Origin of the sequence: Sporosarcina sp. NCCP-2222 (assembly GCF_023168145.1) — a bacterium.
Lineage (GTDB): Bacteria > Bacillota > Bacilli > Bacillales_A > Planococcaceae > Sporosarcina.
Genome location: NZ_BQYK01000002.1, coordinates 134697 through 155712, shown reverse-complemented (window position 1 = coordinate 155712; position 21016 = coordinate 134697). Strand labels below are relative to the sequence as shown.

The window sequence follows — 21016 nt, the reverse complement described above, 5'->3', positions numbered from 1 at the left end:
CCCCAGAAAGTCTTTTCACCTTATCGTACCATGACTTACTTGCGGTTTTGTCGTCTTGTTGCGAAGCGTAGGGCAAATAATGCTAGCAGAACGCAGCTGCCGATAAAGCCAATTGATATGATGGACGCACGATCCAATTGGAACTGTCCATTCCAAACGGCAATGAATAATTGATTCATATGGTAAAGCGGGTTTGCCTCAGCCATGTATTGTACAAATTTAGGCATCCTGTCGATAGGCATCGCGAAACCTCCGGTAATCATCACAATTTGGAACGTGACGATGGAAAACACGAGCGCTCCATTCACCGTTTTAAAAAAGGAGAAGATGGCTGATGAGAGGACGAGCAGGATCGCGTTCAACAGCATGAACAATCCAAATGACAATAGCACGTTAACCCAATGAAGCGATAAATGGTATACAAATACACCGAGCAATGTAACGAACAGATAGCCAAAGCTTGTAACGATGATTGATTTTAAAATGGCGGACAGTAAAAGTGTCCGTTTCGGAACCGGGGCAAGTGCTATTCTCTTCTCGACTCCGCTTACCCGGTTCATCACTTGATCAAATCCGAAAGAGAAAAATACGACACCAAACATAATGAGCAAAATGAAGGACGGTGTATAATTTTGTGCATAGCTTAAATTTCCGGCATAGGTGAAGCCTCCGAAAAGCGCACCCATGAACAGGTAGGTCGCCGGGGGAACGATCAACGTGAACACAACATAAAACAATTCCCTGGAAAACATCAGTAAGTCATAACGTAATTGTGTAGCAATCATGTAAATTCCTCCTTATACCGCAACTTGTGTTAGATAAAATTCGTGAATTGATTTGAAGCCGGAAGCGAGAATTCCTTCTGTAGAATCAAATACTTCCGCCACACCTTCATTCAGCAACATGACCCGGTCGCAATACAACTCAACTTCGTCCATATTGTGTGTGGTCAATAGAACCGTGCCGCCCGTCCGTTTGTTGTACTCGGTAATATACATCCAAAGCATATTGCGCATATGCGGGTCCAGGCCAGTGGTGGGCTCATCTAGAATCAGCATTTTTGGTTCCGATAAGAACGCAATCGCGAGGCTGACGATTTGTTTCCAGCCGCCTGATAGTTTGTCAAAATACGTTTTCCGATGGTCGCTCAGCTTGAAGTCAGCAATAATCGTTTCTACATCGAGAGGGGATTGGTAATAAGCTTTAAAAAGCTTGAGCAATTCAATGACCTTCAATGTTTTGTAAAACTGGGTTGGCTGCAGCACTGCTGAAAGCTGTTGCCGGATCTGCTCGCGCTGTTTTTCAGATGCCTGGTTCAGCTCTTGGCCGAATAACTGGACCGTCCCTTGCTCGTACGACCTAAGCGTCAGTAAAATTTCTAAAAAGGTTGATTTCCCTGCTCCGTTCTTTCCGATGAGTCCAATGATGTCTCCAGCTTCTGCAGAAAAGTCGATTCCCTTCAGCACTTCTTTCGCTCCGTATGCTTTCCGTAACCCCTCGACTCGAATAATCTCCAATGGTATCCCTCCGTTGTTCCGTCTTTGTACTGCTACTATATCCAATCAAATCCTTCCGTACAGCTGATTTTCGGTGACCCGCATGTTTTGGCCAGTCACATGCCAAAAAGGGCAAGTTTGTTGCATCAGGAATTAATTTCACGAAATCCAAACTTCCACAAGTTGTGTTTCGTTTACAATGTAGGAAAGGGGTGGCAATCGAATTGGATCGAAATGAACTGATCGAAATTATGGATCAGCATACAGAACATTTACTACGCATCGCGTATTGCTATGTGATGGATCTCCACGCGGCAGAGGATATTGTACAAGAGGTATTTATCAAATTTTATAGCAATCAACATAAGTACGAAGAACGTGGAGAAGTCAGAGCCTATTTGGCTAAAATGACCGTGAATAAAAGCAAAGATTACTTGAGGAGCTGGAATTACCGAAAGGTACAGCTGCAGCATAAATTTTCTCCGCAGGCAGGAAAGAGGAATTTGGACGGTTTAGTTAAGAAAGAAGAACAGCAACTAATAGGAGAAGCGATTTTGAAGTTGCCGCTGAAACAGCGGGAAGTGCTCGTCCATTTTTATTTCAATGAAATGACCATTGGCGAGATTGCAAGCACTGTATCTATTCCAGAAAGTACAGTGAAAACACGGCTGACACGGGGGAGAGAGCTTTTGCGAAATCAGTTGAGAGGAATTGAATGGGAGGTGCTGCTGAATGAATAACTTTTTGCCTCCGGAATTGAAGGATCTGTCGGCCAGCAAGAAACGTGTCATGCAAAAGGTGACATCTCAAATGGAGAATAAAGTACGTCAACCCAAACGGAAATGGCCTGCCATCTTGATGACCGGAATTATAGTGTCTTGTATAATGGTTTTCGCCTTCCAGACCGTACTGGACGTTCAAAACCCATCATCCGAAATTGACAAGGATCTGCCTCTGGACACGAGGGACACACACCCACGAGAAGAATCCCCAGAAACAGTCGATGAGTTGGCTAAACCGTCAGTTACAATGGAACTGGGTTCGTTTTATTTGAATGGGATTACTATGGGGGATTCTCCAGGACATGTCATCGATCGACTGGGTGAAGGCTATACACTTATTAGTGATTTGGATGGCACTGGGGCGGATGTAGGGCTAAATTATAGCAATCGACTTAAAGTGTTTTTTTATAAAAATCAGGTAGACACTTTGTTCTTGACGGAAGTGGATCCACAAGTCGCAGAACAAATCTACAGGGATTATGAGGGTATCAAGTTCCTATCTGATGATACAATCCGGTTTATGTATTCAATGGAAAAATTGCAGCTCATTAAAATGGAATATGACGGAGAAGGCAAGATGACTGTTGGGCTTATGGTAATTGACCCTAATTTTGCAGAGCATCCAGGGCTTGTTTTACAACCGGAAGTTCCGGGGCACTCGATGCGAATTGGCTTAGACCCTTCTCAGCCTATTTTGTCTGATGCGAATGGATCATTTTATCTCCACGGCTTAACGTTAGGCGATCCGCAGGCTAAGGTAACACAATATTTTGGCGACGACTATACTACGCAATACGAAGTGGAGGATGCTGATTATGCATTCGTGTATGGTGATGAGATGGAGTTCCACTTTGTTTTTGGCAAGCTGCAGTCCATCCGTTTCTTAAAAGTCGATGAATCATACTTTAACAGTGTACTTGCAGGGTATGAAGGCATCGATCTTTATTCGGAAGAAACTTCCCAAATGGTCAGCACGGAACATTCAAAGGACGGAGATTTAATTGTCAGTCTCCATTATGCCAAGTGAAATAGGAAGGGAGTGTCTGCTGGCGGGCACTTCTTTTTTCTATTCAATAAAAGCAGGAATTTTTTTGTTCCGTCAGGAATAAATACGGGGTGGGGGTGGCTTTGTGGTTTCATTACAACCAATAAAGAGAAGTAAACTGCGTATTTATCTTGGAAAGAAAGTATTTCGCTTGAAACGATATGGCGAGTGGTGGTGGGACGGCAAGCAGTATGCCATGGCGAAGGCTGAAGAAAAGCTTCCACATGTGGTTAAAAAGCATCGTACACCGTTGCTCCGCAAGTTGAAAGACGTGGATATGCAGCTACAATATAATAAAATCACAAATTTAAAATTAGCGGCGCGCCGGGTGAACGGCATCATCCTGCAACCGGGCGAGACGTTCTCCTATTGGAGGCTGATCGGCAATACGACGAGGCGCAAAGGGTATGTGGACGGGATGATTCTCCATTATGGCAAAGTGACCGTCGGGGTAGGCGGAGGGCTTTGCCAGCTGTCGAATCTGATCTATTGGATCACGCTGCATACGCCATTGACCGTAACGGAACGGTATCGCCATAGTTATGATGTGTTTCCGGATTCCAGCCGGAGCCAGCCGTTCGGCAGTGGAGCAACATGCGCCTATAATTATTTAGATTTGCAAATTAAAAACGAAACGACTACCCCATACCAACTCATTGTCTACTTGACGGATACGTATTTGACGGGCGAGTGGCGGGCCGCATCGCCTGCGACACGTACATATCAGGTGTACGAAAAGGATCACCAATTCACCTTTGAAGCATGGGGCGGCTATGTGCGGCATAACACGATTTTCCGGCATGTGTACGACCTGGACGGGAACCTCTTGGATGATGAATTCATCACGGAGAATCATGCGATTACAATGTATGAACCGTTTTTGACATATGAGGGGGAATGAAACATGATTGTGATGATTAATGGGGCATTTGGTGCGGGGAAGACGACGGTGGCTACAAAACTGCTGGAACGGATGGATCATGCGCTGCTTTATGATCCTGAAGAAGTAGGTTATATGCTGCGGGAAATGATTCCAAATGAAGTGAAGCTGCCTGTTGAACAGACAGGTGATTTTCAGGATTTCCTCATGTGGAAAACACTCGTCGTTGAAGTGGCAAAACAGTTAAAACAAACGTATGACAGGGACTTGATCGTGCCGATGACAATTTATAAAAAAGATTATTTTAATACGATTTATGAGGGCTTCTCTGAACTGGATGAGGAAACATTCCATTTCTGTCTAACGGCAGAGAAGCAGACGATTCATAACCGTTTGTTGACCCGTGGCGAAGAGCCGGGCAATTGGTGTTTTGCACAGACGGATAAATGTCTGGAAGGCTATCAGGATTCTTGTTTTGAGCAGTTTATTCAAACGGACAATCGAGATGTCGAGCAGATTGTGGATTTGATTTGTGAAGAGATCGGGTTCATTCCGAAAGGAGACGGCGTGTATGTTGGGATTGAATAAAGATGTGGTTGCCTTGACGAAACACGAGGAAGGCTGGCAAGCGCTGTTTGCACAGGAAAAAATGCTGCTGGAATCCCTTCTCGGTGATATGGCTGTTGATATTCAGCACATTGGAAGCACAGCGATTCGGGGAATAGCTGCAAAACCGATGCTTGACGTGCTCATTGGGGTACGGAGTTTGAACGACGTCGACAGATTTGACCTGCACACATTGAAAGATGCGGATATCTATCGACTCAAGGCAGAAGTGGAAGGGAAAGCGGTGTTCGCGAAGTTTTCGGACCTTCATGAGCTGACGAAAACCCATGTGTATCATGTCGTGGAATATGGAGGCGAGTGGTGGAATGCCCATACATGTTTCCGAGATTATTTAAATGATCACCCGGATGTCGCTAAGGCGTACGAAACGTTGAAATGGGAGCTTGCCCGGAAATACCCGGATAATGAAAGGCAATACTCGGACGCAAAGAAATCGTTTGTCGATCGGATTGTTTCACTAACAAGATAATTTAGTAGAGCAACATTCAATGGCATAGAATTTGGGGACACTATTAGCATATGAATTGGTGTCCCTGTTTTTGTTGTTATATCAGAGTTTAGATGAATAATAATGACGAACGACAATTATTACAATAATTAGAAGTAGGGTATAAATATATGTGCCTTTGTTAATTCCTATTCACTGTGCAAATACACCAAAGGGCTAAGCTTACCGTTATAGCTGAAATTATGTCTAGATCATCGGTTAAAATATCATGAAAAGTCTCTAAATTTGAAAGAGGGATGTTATGAACCACTACCAAATTGTAAAAGAAGTAATTAATGAATGGGACCCGATGAACCTTTTACGTTACACATCTGAGGATGAATATGATCCAGAAATAAGACTTATTGTATCAGCATTACCAACGGCATCTGTTGAAAAATTAGCTTTAGTGATACATCAGGTCCTTGAAAAAATGTTTTCGAGGAGTGGAGAACCTTCGATTAATAATTGTTATCCAAGTGCATTAAATATTTGGAACAAAATTTATAATAATAAATTCCCGAATTTAAAAAACCTAAATTAATCATGGCATAATCTTCAACTAACGGGTGCAAACCTCAAGTTCGTTGAACTGCTTAGATGGCTCTTTATCATGTTCAACTAACGGAGCAGGTTAGTTGAAGAAGGAATGATTGTAAATGGAGAGGACAAACTAAACCTAAAATAATTTAGGGTGATGAAATTGCATAAAGATAAACCTCTTCTATTGGTTTTTTTATTTTGTATACTGTTTTGTGGGTTGTACTATGGGACAGTAAATGCAAAAGTGAACGATACTCCTCCTTCCTTTGAGGAAAAAATTATTGAAGGCAAACAACTCACTCCTTTAGAAAGTAAATTAATGTCTTTTCTATATGGTTTGATGGTAGGCGAACCAAAACAAGCCGTTGAAATGTGGATATTAGGCGTAAATAATCGAAGTGGTTCTGTTCAATATGCGATGTTATCACCAGCGCTTCGAAAACAATCAAGGAGTAAATTTGAGGAAACTCACTGGATAACAGGTCAGTCAAGCCCTTCGGTTAGGAACTTTCGTTTTACAAAAGTAGAAAAGCTTAGTGAATCCAAAATGCGGTATACCGTAAAATATGATTTATGGGCATCATATGGAGATTTTGGTGGTGGGGAGAAGATTATAATCGTGGAAAAGAATTTAGAACCATCTAAAGAGTATTGGTTTATTTCATCAATCACAACGAAAAATAATCCATGGGAAGCATTTACCCTAGCCGAGACAGTTTTAAAATGAACACACTGCAGTTAACAATGAAATAAAGGGCAAAGTTTGTGAAGGGAAGTACTTAAACTTACGGGTGCATTAGTAAGGATAGAAGAATATTACGCCAAAAAGCGCTCAGAATTGAGCGCTTTTACTCGTTTTTTATATACCTATTTCACTATTGATTAACCTGTTATTTACATTATTGAAAATGCACTTTTCTCATCATCAACCGAACCTGTTACATTCAAATGCTGCTTATCTTTTTTTATCGAACTGCAGAAAAGGGCAGGGAAACGATCAGGCTTTATGGAATAAATAGACTAAAGGGGGAATTGATATGGTGATCGCCGAGAGAGAGAAGATTTCCATCCGGGAATTGATAGAAGAAGACAAATACATAATGACCAAATGGCTATCAGACCCGGCCGTACTGCAATTCTACGAGGGACGTGACCGGCCAGCTGATTTAGAGCAGGTGGAGGAGGACTTTTTTGGTGAGCCTGATGAAGAGACAAGATGTCTGATCCTGTACGATGATGCGCCCATCGGATATCTTCAATTCTACCCGATTGAGGAAGACGAAAGAGAGCTATATGGCTACGAAGCGGATGAAGTCATTTTCGGTATGGACCAATTCATTGGCGAGCCAGATTTCTGGAATCGAGGTATTGGCACGCAACTTGTCCAAATCGTCGTCGATTATCTGATTAATGAACTACACGTGAACAGAGTTGTCATGGATCCGCAAACTTGGAATGAACGTGCGTTGCGGTGTTATGAAAAATGCGGATTCCGGAAAGTGAAGCTGCTGCCCAAGCGGGAGTGGCATGAAGGTGAGTTTCGGGACTGCTGGCTAATTGAATATACAGCGAAGGCTAGGGACCGGGCTGCTGTCGTCATAGAGTTGGAGGGACAGGTGGCGCTCATCAAGAGGAAGAAAAATGGCCAGGAATATTACGTCTTCCCTGGCGGGGGAATTGAGCCGGGAGAAAGCCCCGAACAAGCGGCCAAAAGGGAAGCGTTTGAGGAACTGGGCGTGGAAGTGGAAATAGGAGAACGCCTCAGCCTAATTGAATACAACGGTACACAGCACTTTTTCCGAGCAGCTATCCGAGCCGGAACATTTGGAACGGGCAAAGGAGAGGAATATGGAGCAGCACGCAACCGGGGAACCTATGAACCGATGTGGGTACCGATCGAAAGGCTGGACTCTCTCGATATTCGTCCGCATAGCATAGTGAAGGCCATACAAGCTGGGAAGAGGGAGACGACATGGAACGAGTAGATGCTTTGAAAGCGGCTCAACTGTTTATTCATCAATACTATCCGGATTGCACAGCCGCCCTGCTTGCAGGCAGCGTTGTACGGGGGGAAGCGACAGAGACATCCGATTTGGACATCATCGTGTTCGATGACCATAAGGGGCCGTATCGTGAATCGGTTATCGCTTTTAATTGGCCGGTTGAAGTGTTTGTCCATAATAAGACCTCTTATCAATCGTTTTTTGATTCCGACATCGAGAGAGCGAGGCCATCTTTGCTGCGGATGATTTCTGAAGGCATTGTTCTCGTTGATTCGGTTCTTGTTCAAGCCGTCAAGCAGGAGGCGGATAAATTGCTAAAGAAAGGGCCTGCCCCGTGGAACGAACAGACGGTGAGAACAAAGCAGTATATGCTGACAGATGCCTTAGATGATTTTCAGGGGTCGACGGATGATGCGGAATCGATTTTCATCGCGAATACACTTGCTGATCGCCTGCATGAGTTTATTCTGCGCACGAATGGAAGATGGATAGGTGACTCCAAGTGGGTTGTTCGAGCGATGCGTGAATTTGACTCGGTATTCACTGACAGGTTTGTAACGGTGTTCGATGAATTTTATCGCACACGGAATAAGAACCCAGTAATCGAGTTGGCGGAGGAAGTGCTAAAGCCTTTTGGCGGTCGGTTATTTAATGGGTATTCAATAGGGAAGTAAAGGAGCGGTCAGAGTGAACGAGAAATAGGGGGTGTAGAGATGGCTTCGATTTCAGTTGATTGGTATGGGCATAAAGTAAAGCTGTCGTTTATGCGGCAGCTGATGCCGGAACGTGAATTAATTACGAGTGTGCACGCTGTCTGTTTTCATAGGGAGCAGCTGCTTATCGTCAATTTGAATGATCGGGGTTGGGATTTTCCGGGTGGCCACATAGAAGAGGGGGAAACCGCCGAAGCGTGCCTCGAGCGTGAGGTACTGGAAGAGGCCTATGTGAAAGGGACCTGTCATCTTCTTGGCGCTGTTGAAGTGAATCATGAGGGAAATCCACTTTGGAAAGAATCGAGTCCCTATCCAATTGTGGGATATCAGTTATTTTACAGAATGGATATAACGGAATTTCTTTCATTTGCGGCGGAACATGAGTCGACAGAACGGCTGCTTATCCAACCGCAGGAAGTAGCTGACTATCATAAAGGTTGGCATGAAGTATATGAAGCGGTTATGGAGGAGGCGAAACGTCATGCAAATCGAACCTGTACAACCGAAACATATGGAAATTAGGAGGCTGGGAAGCTCAGAGACACCGCCTTATGATTTGCTGTTGCTTGCGGATCCCTCTTTGGTACTTGTCGAAAGATACTTAAAAGAAGGCGAGTGCTTCCTCTATGAAATGGATGGAGAAATTATCGGCGTCTTTGTCCTTCTCATGCTAAATCCGGAGACTGTTGAAATAAAAAACGTCGCAGTTCGTGAAGCTATGCAAGGAAAAGGGATTGGCAAACAGCTGGTGCAAGCAGCAATTCGGCTAGCTGATGAAATCGGCTATCGTAACGTTGAAATCGGCACTGGCAACTCAAGCGTGAACCAGTTGGCGCTGTATCAAAAATGCGGATTCCGGATTGTCGAAATCATTCATGATTTTTTCACATTTCATTACAAAGAAGAGATTGTGGAGAACGGAATAGTGTGCCGGGATATGATCCGGCTGCGGATGGAACTGTCGTAAGAGAGAACGCCAGCGAAGCGAATTGACACAAATATGTCGGATGACAAAAGCTGCATCGCCACGTACGCTAAAAGTAACATAATGCGTGAGAGGTGGATTGTCATGAAACGTCTACTGGCAGCAGCCGTTCTGTCAGCGATTGTATTGACGGGATGTTCCTATGAGTATGCAAATGAAGACGGATACCGGATGGTCGTAATCAATGAAGGATTCCCTGTTCCGAAAAATGCGTATGAAATAAAACCGGAAGACTGCACAACAGAAATCGCGAAATCAGCCAAATACAAACTGAAAAATATCGGTGACGCCGAAGGAACGCCGCCCGCCGAATACTTGGCTGAAATTGAAAAATGGGGTTGGACGGAACTGACCGACAAACGGATTGGCCACACCCATTACTATGAAAAAGAGGGTAAAATCATCTCCCTGATCATACAGAAAAATGTATTTGATGTGTTTGAAATGAGTGACGACGTGGATTTGTGAGTGGAGCAGCTGGTGAAGAGAAGAAACGGATAACGGTAAGGATGCGAGTAAAGCCAGAGACCGAGCTTGATTGCTAACATTCGAGTTTTAACGGGGGTCACCTGGGGTGGACGCTAGAAAACTGGAATGAACGCCAGAATCCGCAGTTGGACGCCAGAAAACTGGAACGAACGCCAGAACCCCGCGTCTGAACGCCAGAAAACCGGAGCGAACGCCAGAATCTGCGTCTGAACGCCAGAAAACCAGAGTGAACGCCAGAATCCGCGGTTGAACGCCAGAACCCACGTCTGAACGCCAGAAAATTGGAGTAAACGCCAGAATCCACGGGTGCCCGCCAAAAAACTTGTTTACCCGCCAAGACCTTGAGCGCTCCGCCAAATAAAGAGGTTGTGCGCCAAATAGTGAGCAGCACGCGCCAAATAAACAACCGACGTGCCAAAATCCATCTACTGTGCGCCAAATAATAGAGTTTATCGCCAAATTTCTATACGAGGTGCCAAATCACATGGGGATACGGAAAAATCAGCTATTATCCATTGACCAAAATAACTGTAGAAGCATACTTCAGCGCTAAAACGAAAAGGCACCCCATCGAAACTGGGATGCCTTCTTTTTTATCTCCTCATTTTCCTCACCAATAACGCGGTTCCAATGCTGAATAACACGAGAAATAGGATGCCGGATGTGAGTAAGTTAACAGGTGTTAAGAGGCCGAATGCGAGTGCGATAAAAGACAATAGGATGAGCAGATAGGCCATGTCCTCACGAACCGAGGATGCCGAACGCATGCAAGACTCTAATATGGTCAAGGGTCAATACGCCGCTCCATTCCATTTTCGCTTGTTGGAACTCTTCCTCGAACTGTCCCCATGCCCATGCCGGTTTCCAGCTGCCGTCCTCATCTTGCGTAGAAAGGAGGTGCTCGATGTTTGCCGGGATGCTGTCTTTGAACAATTCGGCAAAAGGGGATTCCGGCGACGTTACAATCTGCAAAGGAAGCAGGCAATAGCCGCTCCATTTGTCCGGGTTTGTCGTGACGTTGGCAATAAGAAGTTCATTTACTTTGCCTGCGATCCGGTTTGCCTCAGTTTCCGGCAGTGCATCCATCATTCTCACGATACATTGGATTTCATGATGGTCGCTTGCTGTTAATTGGCATACATAGTCCACGGCGAAGGCAGTCAGTTTGTGGAGTAAATCATCGGGAACGAGTTTTCTATAATGGTGGAGCAGTCCGATCACATCTGCGCTTGGATTGCCCCAAGGCCAGTCGCCGCCATAATTCCACCAAATCGCCCGGGGGGCCGTTTCGACCTCTTTCGGGACAATTTCCCATCCCATTTGTTGTTCATCGAAAGTCTGCAGCATATAGTGAACTGCGCGCTCGACCATTTGATTGGAGTCATCTGCTCCAATATGGGAAAGGTGATGAAGTCCGATCGTCGTCGCAAGTGCGGAGGAAGCTTCGCATCTGAAATCGGGTTCTAGGCCGTTGCCAAACCCACCATCTTCATTTTGAAATGCATGAAGTTCCTCCAAAACTTTATCCGGAGAACCGTCTTCAAAATCAAATTCATAGAGTGCTTTCTCTAAGGGTCTTGCCTTTTCTTTCATAAATTTAACAGCTTGCAACGCTTGATCCTTAGTTATTTTTTGAATCCCCATTTTGCTCCCGCCTTTGTTTATTATTTACTATTTGTTATTCGGCAAGTAGGAATGCATATCCTTTAATTCACAATAAAAGCCCCGGACGCATGATGTCCGGGGAAACGTGTCAATTGTTCAAATCATTCAGGCCAGGACTATGCTCATTCGGCATATCTGGCATCATAGGCACCGGGAACCCTTGTGGAGGGTTTACTACTTGGAGTTCCCCATCATTTCGACTTGGGGACGTACCTTGGAAAACTTCCGCGATTCGTGTAGGGTCCAAACGGAAGTTGAATTGTACATTATGGTATCCCATGTCGACATATTTTCGGCATTCTGGATATTTGTTAATATCATAATTCGGGACAGGAAACAACTTACCCCAGTCGACCCCTAGTGTTTCCAATGCCTTTGCAAATGCATTTTGATGTGCATTATCCCGAACAATTAGAAAAGCTAACGTTTCTCTAAACGTTTGGTTAGTGCTCATTTCGTAAATCCGTGTTTTCTGTAAGACGCCTGTCGATTCAAGGACTAGGTTATCTAATAGGTCGGATATTAGGTTTCCATGGGAATAGACCCACGAGCCATTCCACGGATTTCCTCCTGCATCCACAGGTAGAGAAGATTGGGCTGCCATAATATAATGATGTGGATTTCCGTGTCTGACTGCTTCATCCAACGGTGCGCCATCACTACCTCCATTCCCTGGTCGAGATGATTCGCCGGAGTCATTTAACAGTTGATTGATCGTGTATTGAACCAGTTCAACGTGTGCAATCTCCTCAAGGAAGATACCTCGAAGTAAATCACGGAACTGTATCTCTTTCCCGCGGAAATTGGAGCTTTGGAAGAAATATTGCATCATCGTCCGCATTTCACCGTAATGACCGCCTAGAATTTCCTGCAATACACGTGCAGCTTCCGGGTCTGGTTTGTCCGGTTTAATAATATTGATTAGTTCCTCTTTATAATAAAACAACTGAACCCCTCGTTTCTTGTTTTCCGTAGTATGGACGAGGGAGACATAGTTATCCTAATTTCTTCGATTTAAAAAGATACGCATCCCGGCAGATCCGGAATGCGCATATTATTATTAAAAGTCATGCTCAGCCAAAGTTTTGGCAATGGAATCTTCGATCGGCGTGACCGGACCGTTGACGTAATTATTGATCATGACAGAGAAAATCAATTCTGTGCCGTCTTTTGCTGTCACGTAGCCGGTCAAAGTGGAGACGCCGGTAATGGAGCCCGTCTTCGCTTTCACATTACCCGCTGCTGCGCTTCCACCCATTCGGTTGCGAAGTGTGCCCCCGATCATGCGGTCTTCATTTCCGGCAACAGGCAAGGCAGCTTCGAATGCAGGGAACCAGCTTTTATCTTGGATGCGATAGAGCAATGTCGATAAGTCGTCGGCGGAGACAAGATTTTTATGCGACATGCCGGAGCCGTCCCGCAAGACGATGGAATCGGTGTTCAGGCCGAACCCTTTCAGCGTGTTCTTCATGACGTCCAATCCAGCATCCCAGCTTCCGTCGCCCGCTTTCACTCTTCCCATTTCTTTCACGAGCGTCTCAGCGTGTCCGTTATTGCTCAGTTTCATGAAAGGAATGTATAGATCTTTCAGTGGCATGGACTTCTTCGTTGCCAGAACGGTAGCGTTAGCTGGGGCTATACCCGTTTTTACTTTCCCGTTACCAATCAATTGAATGCCTTGTTCCTTCAATGACTTCTGGAACACATCCAATGTCAGTTCGGTCGGTTCCCAAACAGCTGACCAGGAACGCGATCTCGACCCGTCTACAGGGATATTGCCTTCGATGAAAATCCGGTTTGTACCGTGTTCCCGCTCGATGGAGATGGTTTTCTTTTCATCTTTCCCAACTGTCTTGGCATTGTTGATGATTTCTACAGAATCAGTGGCAGGCGTGACGGTTACTACGGATGGATCCCCCGCCTTCGCAGCTGCGTTCACTTCGACGATGACTGTTCCCGCATCATAATCGTCATTCGGGGAAAGGGTCAAAGCCGAAACTTGTGCACCGACGTAATTATGCTCGTCAGACCAGTTCAAATCCTGGGAATAGCGGACGTTGTCGTACCAGCTATCGTCTGCGACTAAATCGCCGTTGACTTTCGTAATGCCTTGCGCTTTCAATTGCTTTGCGAATTCATCGAGATCTTCTTTCATCAAGGTCGGATCGCCTTTGCCTTTCAAGTAGAGCGTCCCTTTCAGCTGACCGCCTTTCACTTCGCCGTCTGTCAGCACCTCTGTCGAGAACTGATAATTGGGACCAAGAACGTCAAGAGCTGCGGCGCCAGTCAATAATTTCATATTGGACGCGGGACGAAGCCGGATGTCCCCGAATTGGGAATAGACGATGTCACCAGTTGAGCGATTGCGGACGGTGACGCCTGTAATTCCGCCGGATAGTTTTGAATCTTGCAGGATGGTATCAAGTTTCTTTGCTAAGGAGGTGGATTCTATAGTTGAGCTGGATGTCAAAGTTGAGGATGCCACTGCTGTCTGTTGGGTTTCATAGGCGACTGGCGAGAGGAGAACGGCTGCCATCGCTGCGGTGAGAAAAGTTCGTTTCCCCCATTGTTTCTGTTTTGTCACATTTTGCACGTCCTTTCATTTTTCATTTATTTTACTACAGACGATCAAGCGGTAGGTTGATTACTTACTGAAAATTAATAATTGATAAATAAGAACCACTGACAGCTAGTCCTTTTGTTCGTAAATTGAAACTTCTCCATGACTATTCCGTAAAGTAAATAGAGGTGATTTCAATGAAGTGGATGAAATGGATTGCTTTTGTAGCATGTTTCTTGCTGCTGATGCCTATACAAGCTAAAGCTGTCGATTATTCAATAAAAGGCGCGACCATTGATGCCTATTTGAAAGAAACCGGGGACGTGGAAATTGTCGAACGGTATGAGTATGACTTTGACGGAAAATTTAATGGCGTGACGCGAGGAATCGTAACGAAACCTGGAACGTCCGTCGATTCATTTCGCGCTTTTGAGAATGGAAAGGCGCTGAATGTTAAGAAAGAGAATCAGCTGTACAAGATTTATCGGAAGGGCAAGGATGAAAATATTTTAGTCGAACTGCAATACACGATCGTCAATGGTGTAGAGAAATATGAAGATGGTGCACAGTTCTTCTGGGCCTTTTTCGATGAAAATAATGAATCCTCATATAATGAGATGATCATTCGAGTTCACCCGCCTAGACCGAAAAAGCCGGTTGATTATTTGGGGTACGATAGAGCGTACCAAACTGGTTCAGTTCAACAAGACGGAAGCATCCTATTCAGCTTAGGGGAAGTTCCATCTGAAACATCGGCGGATGTGCGGGCCATCTATCCGGCTTCTTTATTCCCGCAGGCGAAGGAAGTGCCCGGCTCAGGTCTCCGTAAGCTCGAAGAAGATCGTCAACAATTCATTTTGAAGGCAGAACGGCGTGAGCAGATGAAAACGATATTGCTAGCTGCATTGATCGGCTTGACAGGCCTATTGGTCTTGCTTGTCATTTCGGCATACCTGAAGAGACGCGCGCAGTATCGATACGCCATGGAACAGCTGGCAGGAAAAGGCTTTGGCATACCGGATGACCGGCTCAGCATTCCGGCAGCTATTTTCTTCACTCAGGATGGAAACATGAAGCCGGAGGTCATGTCAGCGGCTTTGCTTGACCTCGTCAGGAAAGGAAATGTCCGGCAAGCAGCTGAGGACCAATTTGAATTAATTCGCCCTGATGCAGAGCTGCCGCATGAACAGCGGCTTATCAAGCTGTTGTTCCACCAAATCGGGGAAGGCAACATGTTCACTGCAGATATGCTAAAGAAGTATATGGAACAGGCCAAGAATATAGAAGCTTACAGTGCAGAAAAAACGCTATGGGTGCAAGATATCAAAAATGAGGTAGATCAAGCAGGGCTTTATGCCAATCGAAGTGCCTACCGGTCCAGTTTATGGCTGCTCGCATTAGGTTATGTAGCTCTGACAGTCCTGTCCATTGTGTATGAAATCTTTTCTTTATTGATCGGAACGATTATTCTTACATTTGCCTCGGCTTTGCTCGCTGCCTTCTACAAGCCTCGGAGTGTGGAAGGACATGAAGTGGCAATCCAGTGGGAACGGTTCCTCGCTGATTTTGACTTTTCGAAATGGCAGGGTCTCCCGCAGGAAGACAAAATTCGCTCTTACTTATTTGGCGTAGGGATAGGGGATGCGACTTTGACTGCGAAAGCCAATCCTTTTGAATATGCGGATGAGTCAGCTTATCAGCGGCGTACAGATTCAGTGGTTCTCTATAATCCAATGTTCATGGCGACGTCGTTTTCACAGGCAAACGAAACGGCTACCGCTCATTTAAGCAGTACCTCGTCATCTTCAACTTCTTCCAGCAGCGGAAGCGGTGGAGGGTCGGGCGCGTTTTGAATATAACTGTCTCAACTTAGTTGGGGCAGTTTTTGTATGGAAATAAACTTGGAATTTATTAGAAGGAATTGCTAGCTGTCCTTTTGAATAAGATAGTATTTTCAAACAAATATTGAAATCTGTTAATTATCCGGTAGAATGAAATAGATTAGGTAGTCGAAATCTGTCGAAGGGAGTGAGCGGTGATGGAATATACGCTATCTCCATTAGGTGATCAAGCGGTTGTCATTGAGGTGGACCGTGATATTAGCATAGAAGCACAGGATAAAGTGCTGGCTGTGTCGGCGCGTTTGGAGGAAGAGGCGCCAGAGTGGATGGTGGAAGTCGTTCCTGCCTATACGTCAGTGACTGTATTTTACCGGCTTGGCGTTTTCGTAGAGGGAAATCCATATGCAGAAGTTTGTAAGCGGATTCATGAGATTTTGGCCGGTGTCGAGGCCAGTCGCGCAGCCAGTCCAAAAACGGTTCGGATACCGGTACTCTATGGCGGAGAGTGGGGGCCGGACTTGGAATTTGTTGCACAGCACAATGGATGTACGCCTGAGGAAGTTATCTCTATTCATTCCTCCGGAGAATATCTTGTACATATGATCGGTTTCGCTCCAGGTTTTCCTTTCGTTGGCGGCATGTCTGAGAAGATAGCGGCACCGCGAAGAAAGACGCCGCGCCTTCGGATCCCGGCACGCACCGTCGGCATTGCAGGCAAGCAGACAGGCGTGTATCCGATCGAGACGCCGGGGGGCTGGCAGTTGATCGGCCGGACGCCGCTTGAACTATTTCTGCCGGAACAGGATCCTCCCAGCTTATTAGCGGCAGGGGACCGAATTGAATTTTACCCGATTTCGCAAATGGAATACGAAGAATTGCGAGGTGGGCGGCCATGATTACGGTGAGGAAGGCCGGATTAAGTGACACGATCCAAGACCTCGGGCGGTTCGGCTACCAGAAATATGGAGTAGTGACGAGCGGTGCAATGGATGCTTTCGCTCATCGGGTTGCCAACTTGCTTGTCGGAAACGAAGAAACAGAAGGTACGCTTGAAATGACGTTGGTCGGTCCGTGTTTATATTTTGAAGAACATGCGGTGATCGCGCTTTGTGGAGGGGATATGTCTGCTTCCATAGACGGCAAACCAATCCCGATGTGGAAACCGGTGTTCATTCAAAAAGGGACAGAACTGAAAATGGGTCCGGCTATAGCCGGTTGCAGGGTGTACCTGGCGGTGGCGGGCGGCTTTGAAGTCCCTAATGTAATGGGCAGCTATGCTACTTATTTAAAAGCTGGCATCGGCGGCTGCGAGGGTCGCGTTCTGAAGAAAGGTGACAGGCTCCCCATCAAGGCGAGGAAGGGACAGGCGGAACAAATCTTTTCTCGATTGGTCTGTGATAAGTATTGTATACAGTCGACCGACTGGACGATTACGAGCAATGTCCGTCCCGCTCTTGCAGATCAATATGAAATCAGGGTGATCAAAGGTCGCCAATACAGTTTGTTTTCTGAAGAAAGCAGGAGGCTCTTTGAGACGGAGGGATTTGCCGTCAGTTCACAATCCGATCGAATGGGCTATCGGTTGGCTGGGCCTTCACTGCATTTGGAGGAGGAGCAGGAATTGATTTCTGAAGCGGTATCCTTTGGCTCGATTCAAGTGCCGGCAGATGGGAATCCGATCATTTTAATGGCGGATCGGCAGACGACCGGAGGGTATCCGAAAATCGGACAAGTGGCTTCCGTAGATTTGAGTCTGGTCGCACAAGCAAGACCTGGGAATTACTTGACCTTCCGGGAAATTTCGCTCGACAAAGCGCAGGAATTATATCTACGCAGAGAAAAGAACATTCAGGAGCTGAAAACAGGAATCGCATTGAAATTTCGTTAGGAGGTTGTACCGTGGTATACAAAGTAGATTTGAATTGTGATATGGGGGAAAGCTTTGGCGCCTATCAGATGGGGAACGATGCAGACATTTTGGAGACGATTTCTTCCGCCAACATTGCCTGCGGATTCCATGCGGGCGATCCGGCGACGATGCGGAAGACCGTGCAGATGGCGCTACAGAAGAATGTTGGAATCGGTGTCCATCCAGGCTTGCCGGATTTGACAGGGTTCGGCCGCCGGGAAATGGCGATAACACCGGATGAGGCATACGATCTCGTCGTCTATCAGATTGGGGCCCTCTACGGCTTTGTCCGGGCGGAAGGCGGTATGTTGCAGCATGTGAAGCCGCACGGGGCGCTTTATAACATGGCGGCAAAGGATGCAGCGCTATCAGATGCGATTGCTCGGGCTGTATATAAAGTGGATCCGGGATTGATTCTCTTCGGGCTTGCAGGCAGTGAACTTGTTTTTGCGGGGGAACGGATCGGCTTGAAAACGGCCAATGAAGTATTTTCCGACCGGACCTACCAAGCGGATGGGTCGCTGACGTCCCGACGGGAATCCAACGCACTCATTACCGATCATGCAATTGCCATTCAGCAGATCGTCAAGATGGTGAAGGAAGGCAAAGTGCAGGCGACTGACGGAACGGAAGTGGCCATTAAAGCGGATACGATCTGCATCCATGGGGACGGGAAGACTGCGCTTGAGTTCGCGCGGCAAATACCGGGTGCATTACGTGAGGAAGGCATCAAAATAAACAAAATCAGCAGTTTCTTATAATGGAAAATGGGGTGGGGCATGTGAACGCTAAAGCGATAATGAAAAAACAAAACAAAGGGGTTTTGCTCGGTGCCGCTTTCTTAATGGCGACGTCCGCGATCGGTCCGGGCTTTTTAACACAAACTACGTATTTTACGGAAACGCTTCTCGCGAGTTTCGGTTTTGTTATTTTAATTTCAATTCTTATCGATATTGGTGCACAAATGAATATATGGCGGATTATCGCCGTATCAGAGAAGCGGGCCCAGGATATTGCGAATGATGTGTTTCCGGGGCTTGGGTTTCTGCTCGCAGCGCTAGTCGTGGCGGGAGGCCTTGCATTCAACATCGGCAACATTGGAGGTGCCGGGCTCGGCACAAATGTGTTATTCGGAATGTCACCGGAAGTCGGTGGCCTGCTCAGTGGACTATTAGCAATCGGCATTTTCATCGTCCGGGAAGCTGGGAAGATCATGGACCGCTTCGTGCAAATACTAGGGTTTGTCATGATCGGTTTGACACTCTTTGTCATGTTTAATGCGGTTCCACCAGTCGGTGAAGCGGTCACACGTACATTTGTACCGGTTGAAATTAGTTTGATTGCCATTGTGACGCTTGTTGGGGGAACAGTAGGCGGCTATATCACATTTGCGGGTGGGCATCGTTTAATCGACGCCGGCGTTAAAGGAAAAGAAGCGCTGCCGGAAGTGACGAGAAGCTCAATTTTTGCGATTCTCATTGCCTCGCTCATGCGCATCCTGCTTTTTCTTGCGACATTAGGTGTGGTCAGTAAAGGGCTTGCGCTCGATCCGGCCAATCCGCCAGCATCCGTCTTCCAATTGGCGGCAGGCAATGTCGGTTATAAAATTTTTGGCGTCGTCATGTGGTCAGCTGCCATAACGTCAGTCGTCGGCTGTGCGTATACATCCGTGTCGTTCATCCGGACATTCCATCCGAAGCTGGAGAAGCATTATAAGTGGATCATCATGGCGTTCATCGCTATCTCGACGCTTGTCTTTATTATCATTGGAAGACCAGTGAAAATATTGATTCTAGTTGGCTCGTTGAATGGTCTTATTTTACCTCTGGCACTTGGCGTTATGCTTGTCGCAGCGTATCGCGTTAAAATTGTCGGTGACTATAAGCATCCCCTTTGGATGACCATTTTTGGGTTGATCGTCGTCGTTTCGATGGGCTACATGGGAATTTATACGTTAATTAATGATATCCCGAAACTATTTCAATAAAGGATAGATACAAAAAAGGATATTCTCTTCTCCCTGACGAATTTATGCAGGAAACAAACTGCTTGGAGGAGAAAAGAATGATTCGCAAGCTAGGACAAGTCATGTTGTATGTGAATGATCAAGAGAAGGCAATGCAGTTTTGGACAGAAAAAGTTGGGTTTCATGTGCTGGCTGATGAGACGGCAGGACCGATGAGATGGATTGAGATTGCACCCGCGCAAGATTCCGAAACGACCGTAGTTCTTCACGACAAGGAAGCCGTTGCCCGCATGTCGCCGGGGTTGCATCTAGGCACGCCTTCCCTCTTATTCTATTCAGACCGCTTTGAACAGCTTCACAGCCAGCTGAAGGAACACCATGTGACAGTTGGAGAAATCATAGACATGCCATCGGGCAGGACGTTCAACTTCGCTGATGATGAAGAGAATTATTTTGCTGTAATGGAAATGATGTGAGAAAAAACCGCCTTTCAAAAGAAGGGCGGTTTTACTGTTATATTATTCACCTAAATCGACGTTATGATAAACTTGCTGAACGTCTTCCAAGTCTTCCAGGGCATCTATCATTTTCTCAAATTGTGCTTGTGCATCTGGGTCTAACGTGACGTCGTTTTGTGCGAGCATTGTTAGTTCAGCGACAGAGAATTCTGTAATGCCGGCACTCTTGAATGCTTCTTGCACTGCATGGAATTGATCTGGCTCCGCATAGACAATGACTGTCTCTTCTTCTTCCATAATGTCACGGACTTCAACGTCCGCTTCCATTAGGAGCTCCAGAACGTCATCGGCTGTTTTGCCTTCCAGGGCGAATACCGCAGTCGCATCGAACATGTAGGCAACCGATCCGCTGACACCCATGTTGCCGCCATTTTTCCCGAAGGCTGCACGTACTTCAGAAGCTGTGCGGTTGACGTTGTTGGTCAGCGCATCAACGATTACCATGGAGCCGTTTGGCCCAAAGCCCTCGTATCGAAGCTCATCATAGTTCTCTTCTGCTCCGCCTTT

The 21016-nt window shown here is 46.1% G+C and carries 25 protein-coding genes; 18 read left to right on the top strand and 7 right to left on the bottom strand.

Going from position 1 to position 21016, the window contains the following annotated elements:
• Nucleotides 1–35 precede the first annotated feature (35 nt).
• Both NCCP2222_RS04675 and NCCP2222_RS04670 read right to left on the bottom strand, forming a co-directional pair.
• Nucleotides 36–785, bottom strand: coding sequence for an ABC transporter permease (locus NCCP2222_RS04675; RefSeq protein ID WP_248510048.1), 750 nt, complete (start codon nt 783–785; stop codon nt 36–38).
• A gap of 12 nt (nt 786–797) precedes the next feature.
• Nucleotides 798–1517 carry an ABC transporter ATP-binding protein gene (locus tag NCCP2222_RS04670; protein WP_248510046.1) on the bottom strand — a complete coding sequence of 240 codons (720 nt, stop codon included), beginning with the start codon at nt 1515–1517 and terminating at the stop codon, nt 798–800.
• A gap of 203 nt (nt 1518–1720) precedes the next feature.
• Here NCCP2222_RS04670 and NCCP2222_RS04665 point away from each other — a divergent pair, with 203 nt between their 5' ends.
• The 12 genes from NCCP2222_RS04665 to NCCP2222_RS04605 all read left to right on the top strand — a co-directional run bounded on the left by NCCP2222_RS04665 (nt 1721) and on the right by NCCP2222_RS04605 (nt 10029).
• Nucleotides 1721–2236: an RNA polymerase sigma factor gene (locus NCCP2222_RS04665; protein ID WP_248510044.1), complete on the top strand. Its 516-nt coding sequence runs from the start codon at nt 1721–1723 to the stop codon at nt 2234–2236.
• On the top strand, nt 2229–3305 hold the full coding sequence (locus NCCP2222_RS04660; RefSeq protein ID WP_248510042.1) for a hypothetical protein: 1077 nt from the start codon (nt 2229–2231) through the stop codon (nt 3303–3305). The genes NCCP2222_RS04665 and NCCP2222_RS04660 overlap by 8 nt, the downstream gene beginning before the upstream one ends.
• 103 nt (nt 3306–3408) lie before the next feature.
• The gene (locus NCCP2222_RS04655; RefSeq protein WP_248510041.1) at nt 3409–4224 is read left to right on the top strand and encodes a VanW family protein; all 816 of its coding nucleotides are present in this window, start codon (nt 3409–3411) and stop codon (nt 4222–4224) included.
• Nucleotides 4225–4227: 3 nt separating this feature from the next.
• A complete protein-coding gene (locus NCCP2222_RS04650; RefSeq protein WP_248510040.1) occupies nt 4228–4791 on the top strand; it encodes an AAA family ATPase in 564 nt (187 codons plus the stop codon).
• Nucleotides 4775–5299, top strand: coding sequence for a GrpB family protein (locus NCCP2222_RS04645; protein WP_248510039.1), 525 nt, complete (start codon nt 4775–4777; stop codon nt 5297–5299). Before NCCP2222_RS04650 ends, NCCP2222_RS04645 begins: the two co-directional genes overlap by 17 nt.
• A gap of 280 nt (nt 5300–5579) precedes the next feature.
• The gene (locus tag NCCP2222_RS04640; RefSeq protein WP_248510038.1) at nt 5580–5861 is read left to right on the top strand and encodes a DUF1871 family protein; all 282 of its coding nucleotides are present in this window, start codon (nt 5580–5582) and stop codon (nt 5859–5861) included.
• 159 nt (nt 5862–6020) lie between these two features.
• Nucleotides 6021–6587, top strand: coding sequence for a hypothetical protein (locus tag NCCP2222_RS04635; protein ID WP_375709159.1), 567 nt, complete (start codon nt 6021–6023; stop codon nt 6585–6587).
• A 310-nt stretch (nt 6588–6897) separates the two neighbouring features.
• Nucleotides 6898–7845, top strand: coding sequence for a GNAT family N-acetyltransferase (locus NCCP2222_RS20805; protein WP_309295944.1), 948 nt, complete (start codon nt 6898–6900; stop codon nt 7843–7845).
• A complete protein-coding gene (locus tag NCCP2222_RS04620; protein ID WP_248510034.1) occupies nt 7833–8537 on the top strand; it encodes a nucleotidyltransferase domain-containing protein in 705 nt (234 codons plus the stop codon). The genes NCCP2222_RS20805 and NCCP2222_RS04620 overlap by 13 nt, the downstream gene beginning before the upstream one ends.
• Nucleotides 8538–8576: 39 nt before the next feature.
• Nucleotides 8577–9098 (top strand): NUDIX hydrolase, encoded by a 522-nt coding sequence (locus NCCP2222_RS04615; RefSeq protein WP_248510032.1) that lies wholly within the window; start codon nt 8577–8579, stop codon nt 9096–9098.
• The gene (locus tag NCCP2222_RS04610) at nt 9088–9543 is read left to right on the top strand and encodes a GNAT family N-acetyltransferase (protein WP_248510849.1); all 456 of its coding nucleotides are present in this window, start codon (nt 9088–9090) and stop codon (nt 9541–9543) included. Before NCCP2222_RS04615 ends, NCCP2222_RS04610 begins: the two co-directional genes overlap by 11 nt.
• A 102-nt stretch (nt 9544–9645) precedes the next feature.
• Nucleotides 9646–10029 (top strand): hypothetical protein, encoded by a 384-nt coding sequence (locus NCCP2222_RS04605; RefSeq protein WP_248510030.1) that lies wholly within the window; start codon nt 9646–9648, stop codon nt 10027–10029.
• Nucleotides 10030–10142: 113 nt separating this feature from the next.
• On the opposite strand, the gene NCCP2222_RS04600 is transcribed toward NCCP2222_RS04605, so the two are convergent.
• The 4 genes from NCCP2222_RS04600 to dacB form a co-directional block, all read right to left on the bottom strand.
• On the bottom strand, nt 10143–10367 hold the full coding sequence (locus NCCP2222_RS04600) for a hypothetical protein (RefSeq protein WP_248510028.1): 225 nt from the start codon (nt 10365–10367) through the stop codon (nt 10143–10145).
• Nucleotides 10368–10791: 424 nt separating this feature from the next.
• Nucleotides 10792–11694 (bottom strand): hypothetical protein, encoded by a 903-nt coding sequence (locus NCCP2222_RS04595; RefSeq protein WP_248510026.1) that lies wholly within the window; start codon nt 11692–11694, stop codon nt 10792–10794.
• A gap of 109 nt (nt 11695–11803) precedes the next feature.
• Nucleotides 11804–12661 (bottom strand): manganese catalase family protein, encoded by an 858-nt coding sequence (locus tag NCCP2222_RS04590; protein ID WP_248510024.1) that lies wholly within the window; start codon nt 12659–12661, stop codon nt 11804–11806.
• Nucleotides 12662–12775: 114 nt separating this feature from the next.
• Nucleotides 12776–14251: a D-alanyl-D-alanine carboxypeptidase/D-alanyl-D-alanine endopeptidase gene (dacB, locus tag NCCP2222_RS04585; RefSeq protein ID WP_375709166.1), complete on the bottom strand. Its 1476-nt coding sequence runs from the start codon at nt 14249–14251 to the stop codon at nt 12776–12778.
• A gap of 221 nt (nt 14252–14472) precedes the next feature.
• On the opposite strand from dacB, the gene NCCP2222_RS04580 reads away from it, so the two are divergent.
• From NCCP2222_RS04580 to NCCP2222_RS04555, 6 genes are all read left to right on the top strand, one after another.
• Nucleotides 14473–16128 carry a DUF2207 domain-containing protein gene (locus NCCP2222_RS04580; protein ID WP_248510020.1) on the top strand — a complete coding sequence of 552 codons (1656 nt, stop codon included), beginning with the start codon at nt 14473–14475 and terminating at the stop codon, nt 16126–16128.
• A gap of 185 nt (nt 16129–16313) precedes the next feature.
• Entirely contained in the window at nt 16314–17012 is a 699-nt protein-coding gene (pxpB, locus tag NCCP2222_RS04575) for a 5-oxoprolinase subunit PxpB (protein ID WP_248510019.1), read from the top strand.
• The gene (locus NCCP2222_RS04570; RefSeq protein ID WP_248510018.1) at nt 17009–18004 is read left to right on the top strand and encodes a 5-oxoprolinase subunit C family protein; all 996 of its coding nucleotides are present in this window, start codon (nt 17009–17011) and stop codon (nt 18002–18004) included. The genes pxpB and NCCP2222_RS04570 overlap by 4 nt, the downstream gene beginning before the upstream one ends.
• Nucleotides 18005–18015: 11 nt before the next feature.
• Nucleotides 18016–18786 carry a LamB/YcsF family protein gene (locus tag NCCP2222_RS04565; protein WP_282570656.1) on the top strand — a complete coding sequence of 257 codons (771 nt, stop codon included), beginning with the start codon at nt 18016–18018 and terminating at the stop codon, nt 18784–18786.
• Nucleotides 18787–18824: 38 nt separating this feature from the next.
• Nucleotides 18825–20012, top strand: coding sequence for an NRAMP family divalent metal transporter (locus NCCP2222_RS04560; RefSeq protein ID WP_248510846.1), 1188 nt, complete (start codon nt 18825–18827; stop codon nt 20010–20012).
• Between the two features lie 77 nt (nt 20013–20089).
• Nucleotides 20090–20467 carry a VOC family protein gene (locus NCCP2222_RS04555; protein ID WP_248510017.1) on the top strand — a complete coding sequence of 126 codons (378 nt, stop codon included), beginning with the start codon at nt 20090–20092 and terminating at the stop codon, nt 20465–20467.
• 42 nt (nt 20468–20509) lie between these two features.
• On the opposite strand, the gene NCCP2222_RS04550 is transcribed toward NCCP2222_RS04555, so the two are convergent.
• Nucleotides 20510–21016, bottom strand: a 507-nt coding sequence (locus NCCP2222_RS04550; RefSeq protein ID WP_248510016.1) for a YebC/PmpR family DNA-binding transcriptional regulator, incomplete at its 5' end; no start/stop codon positions are given.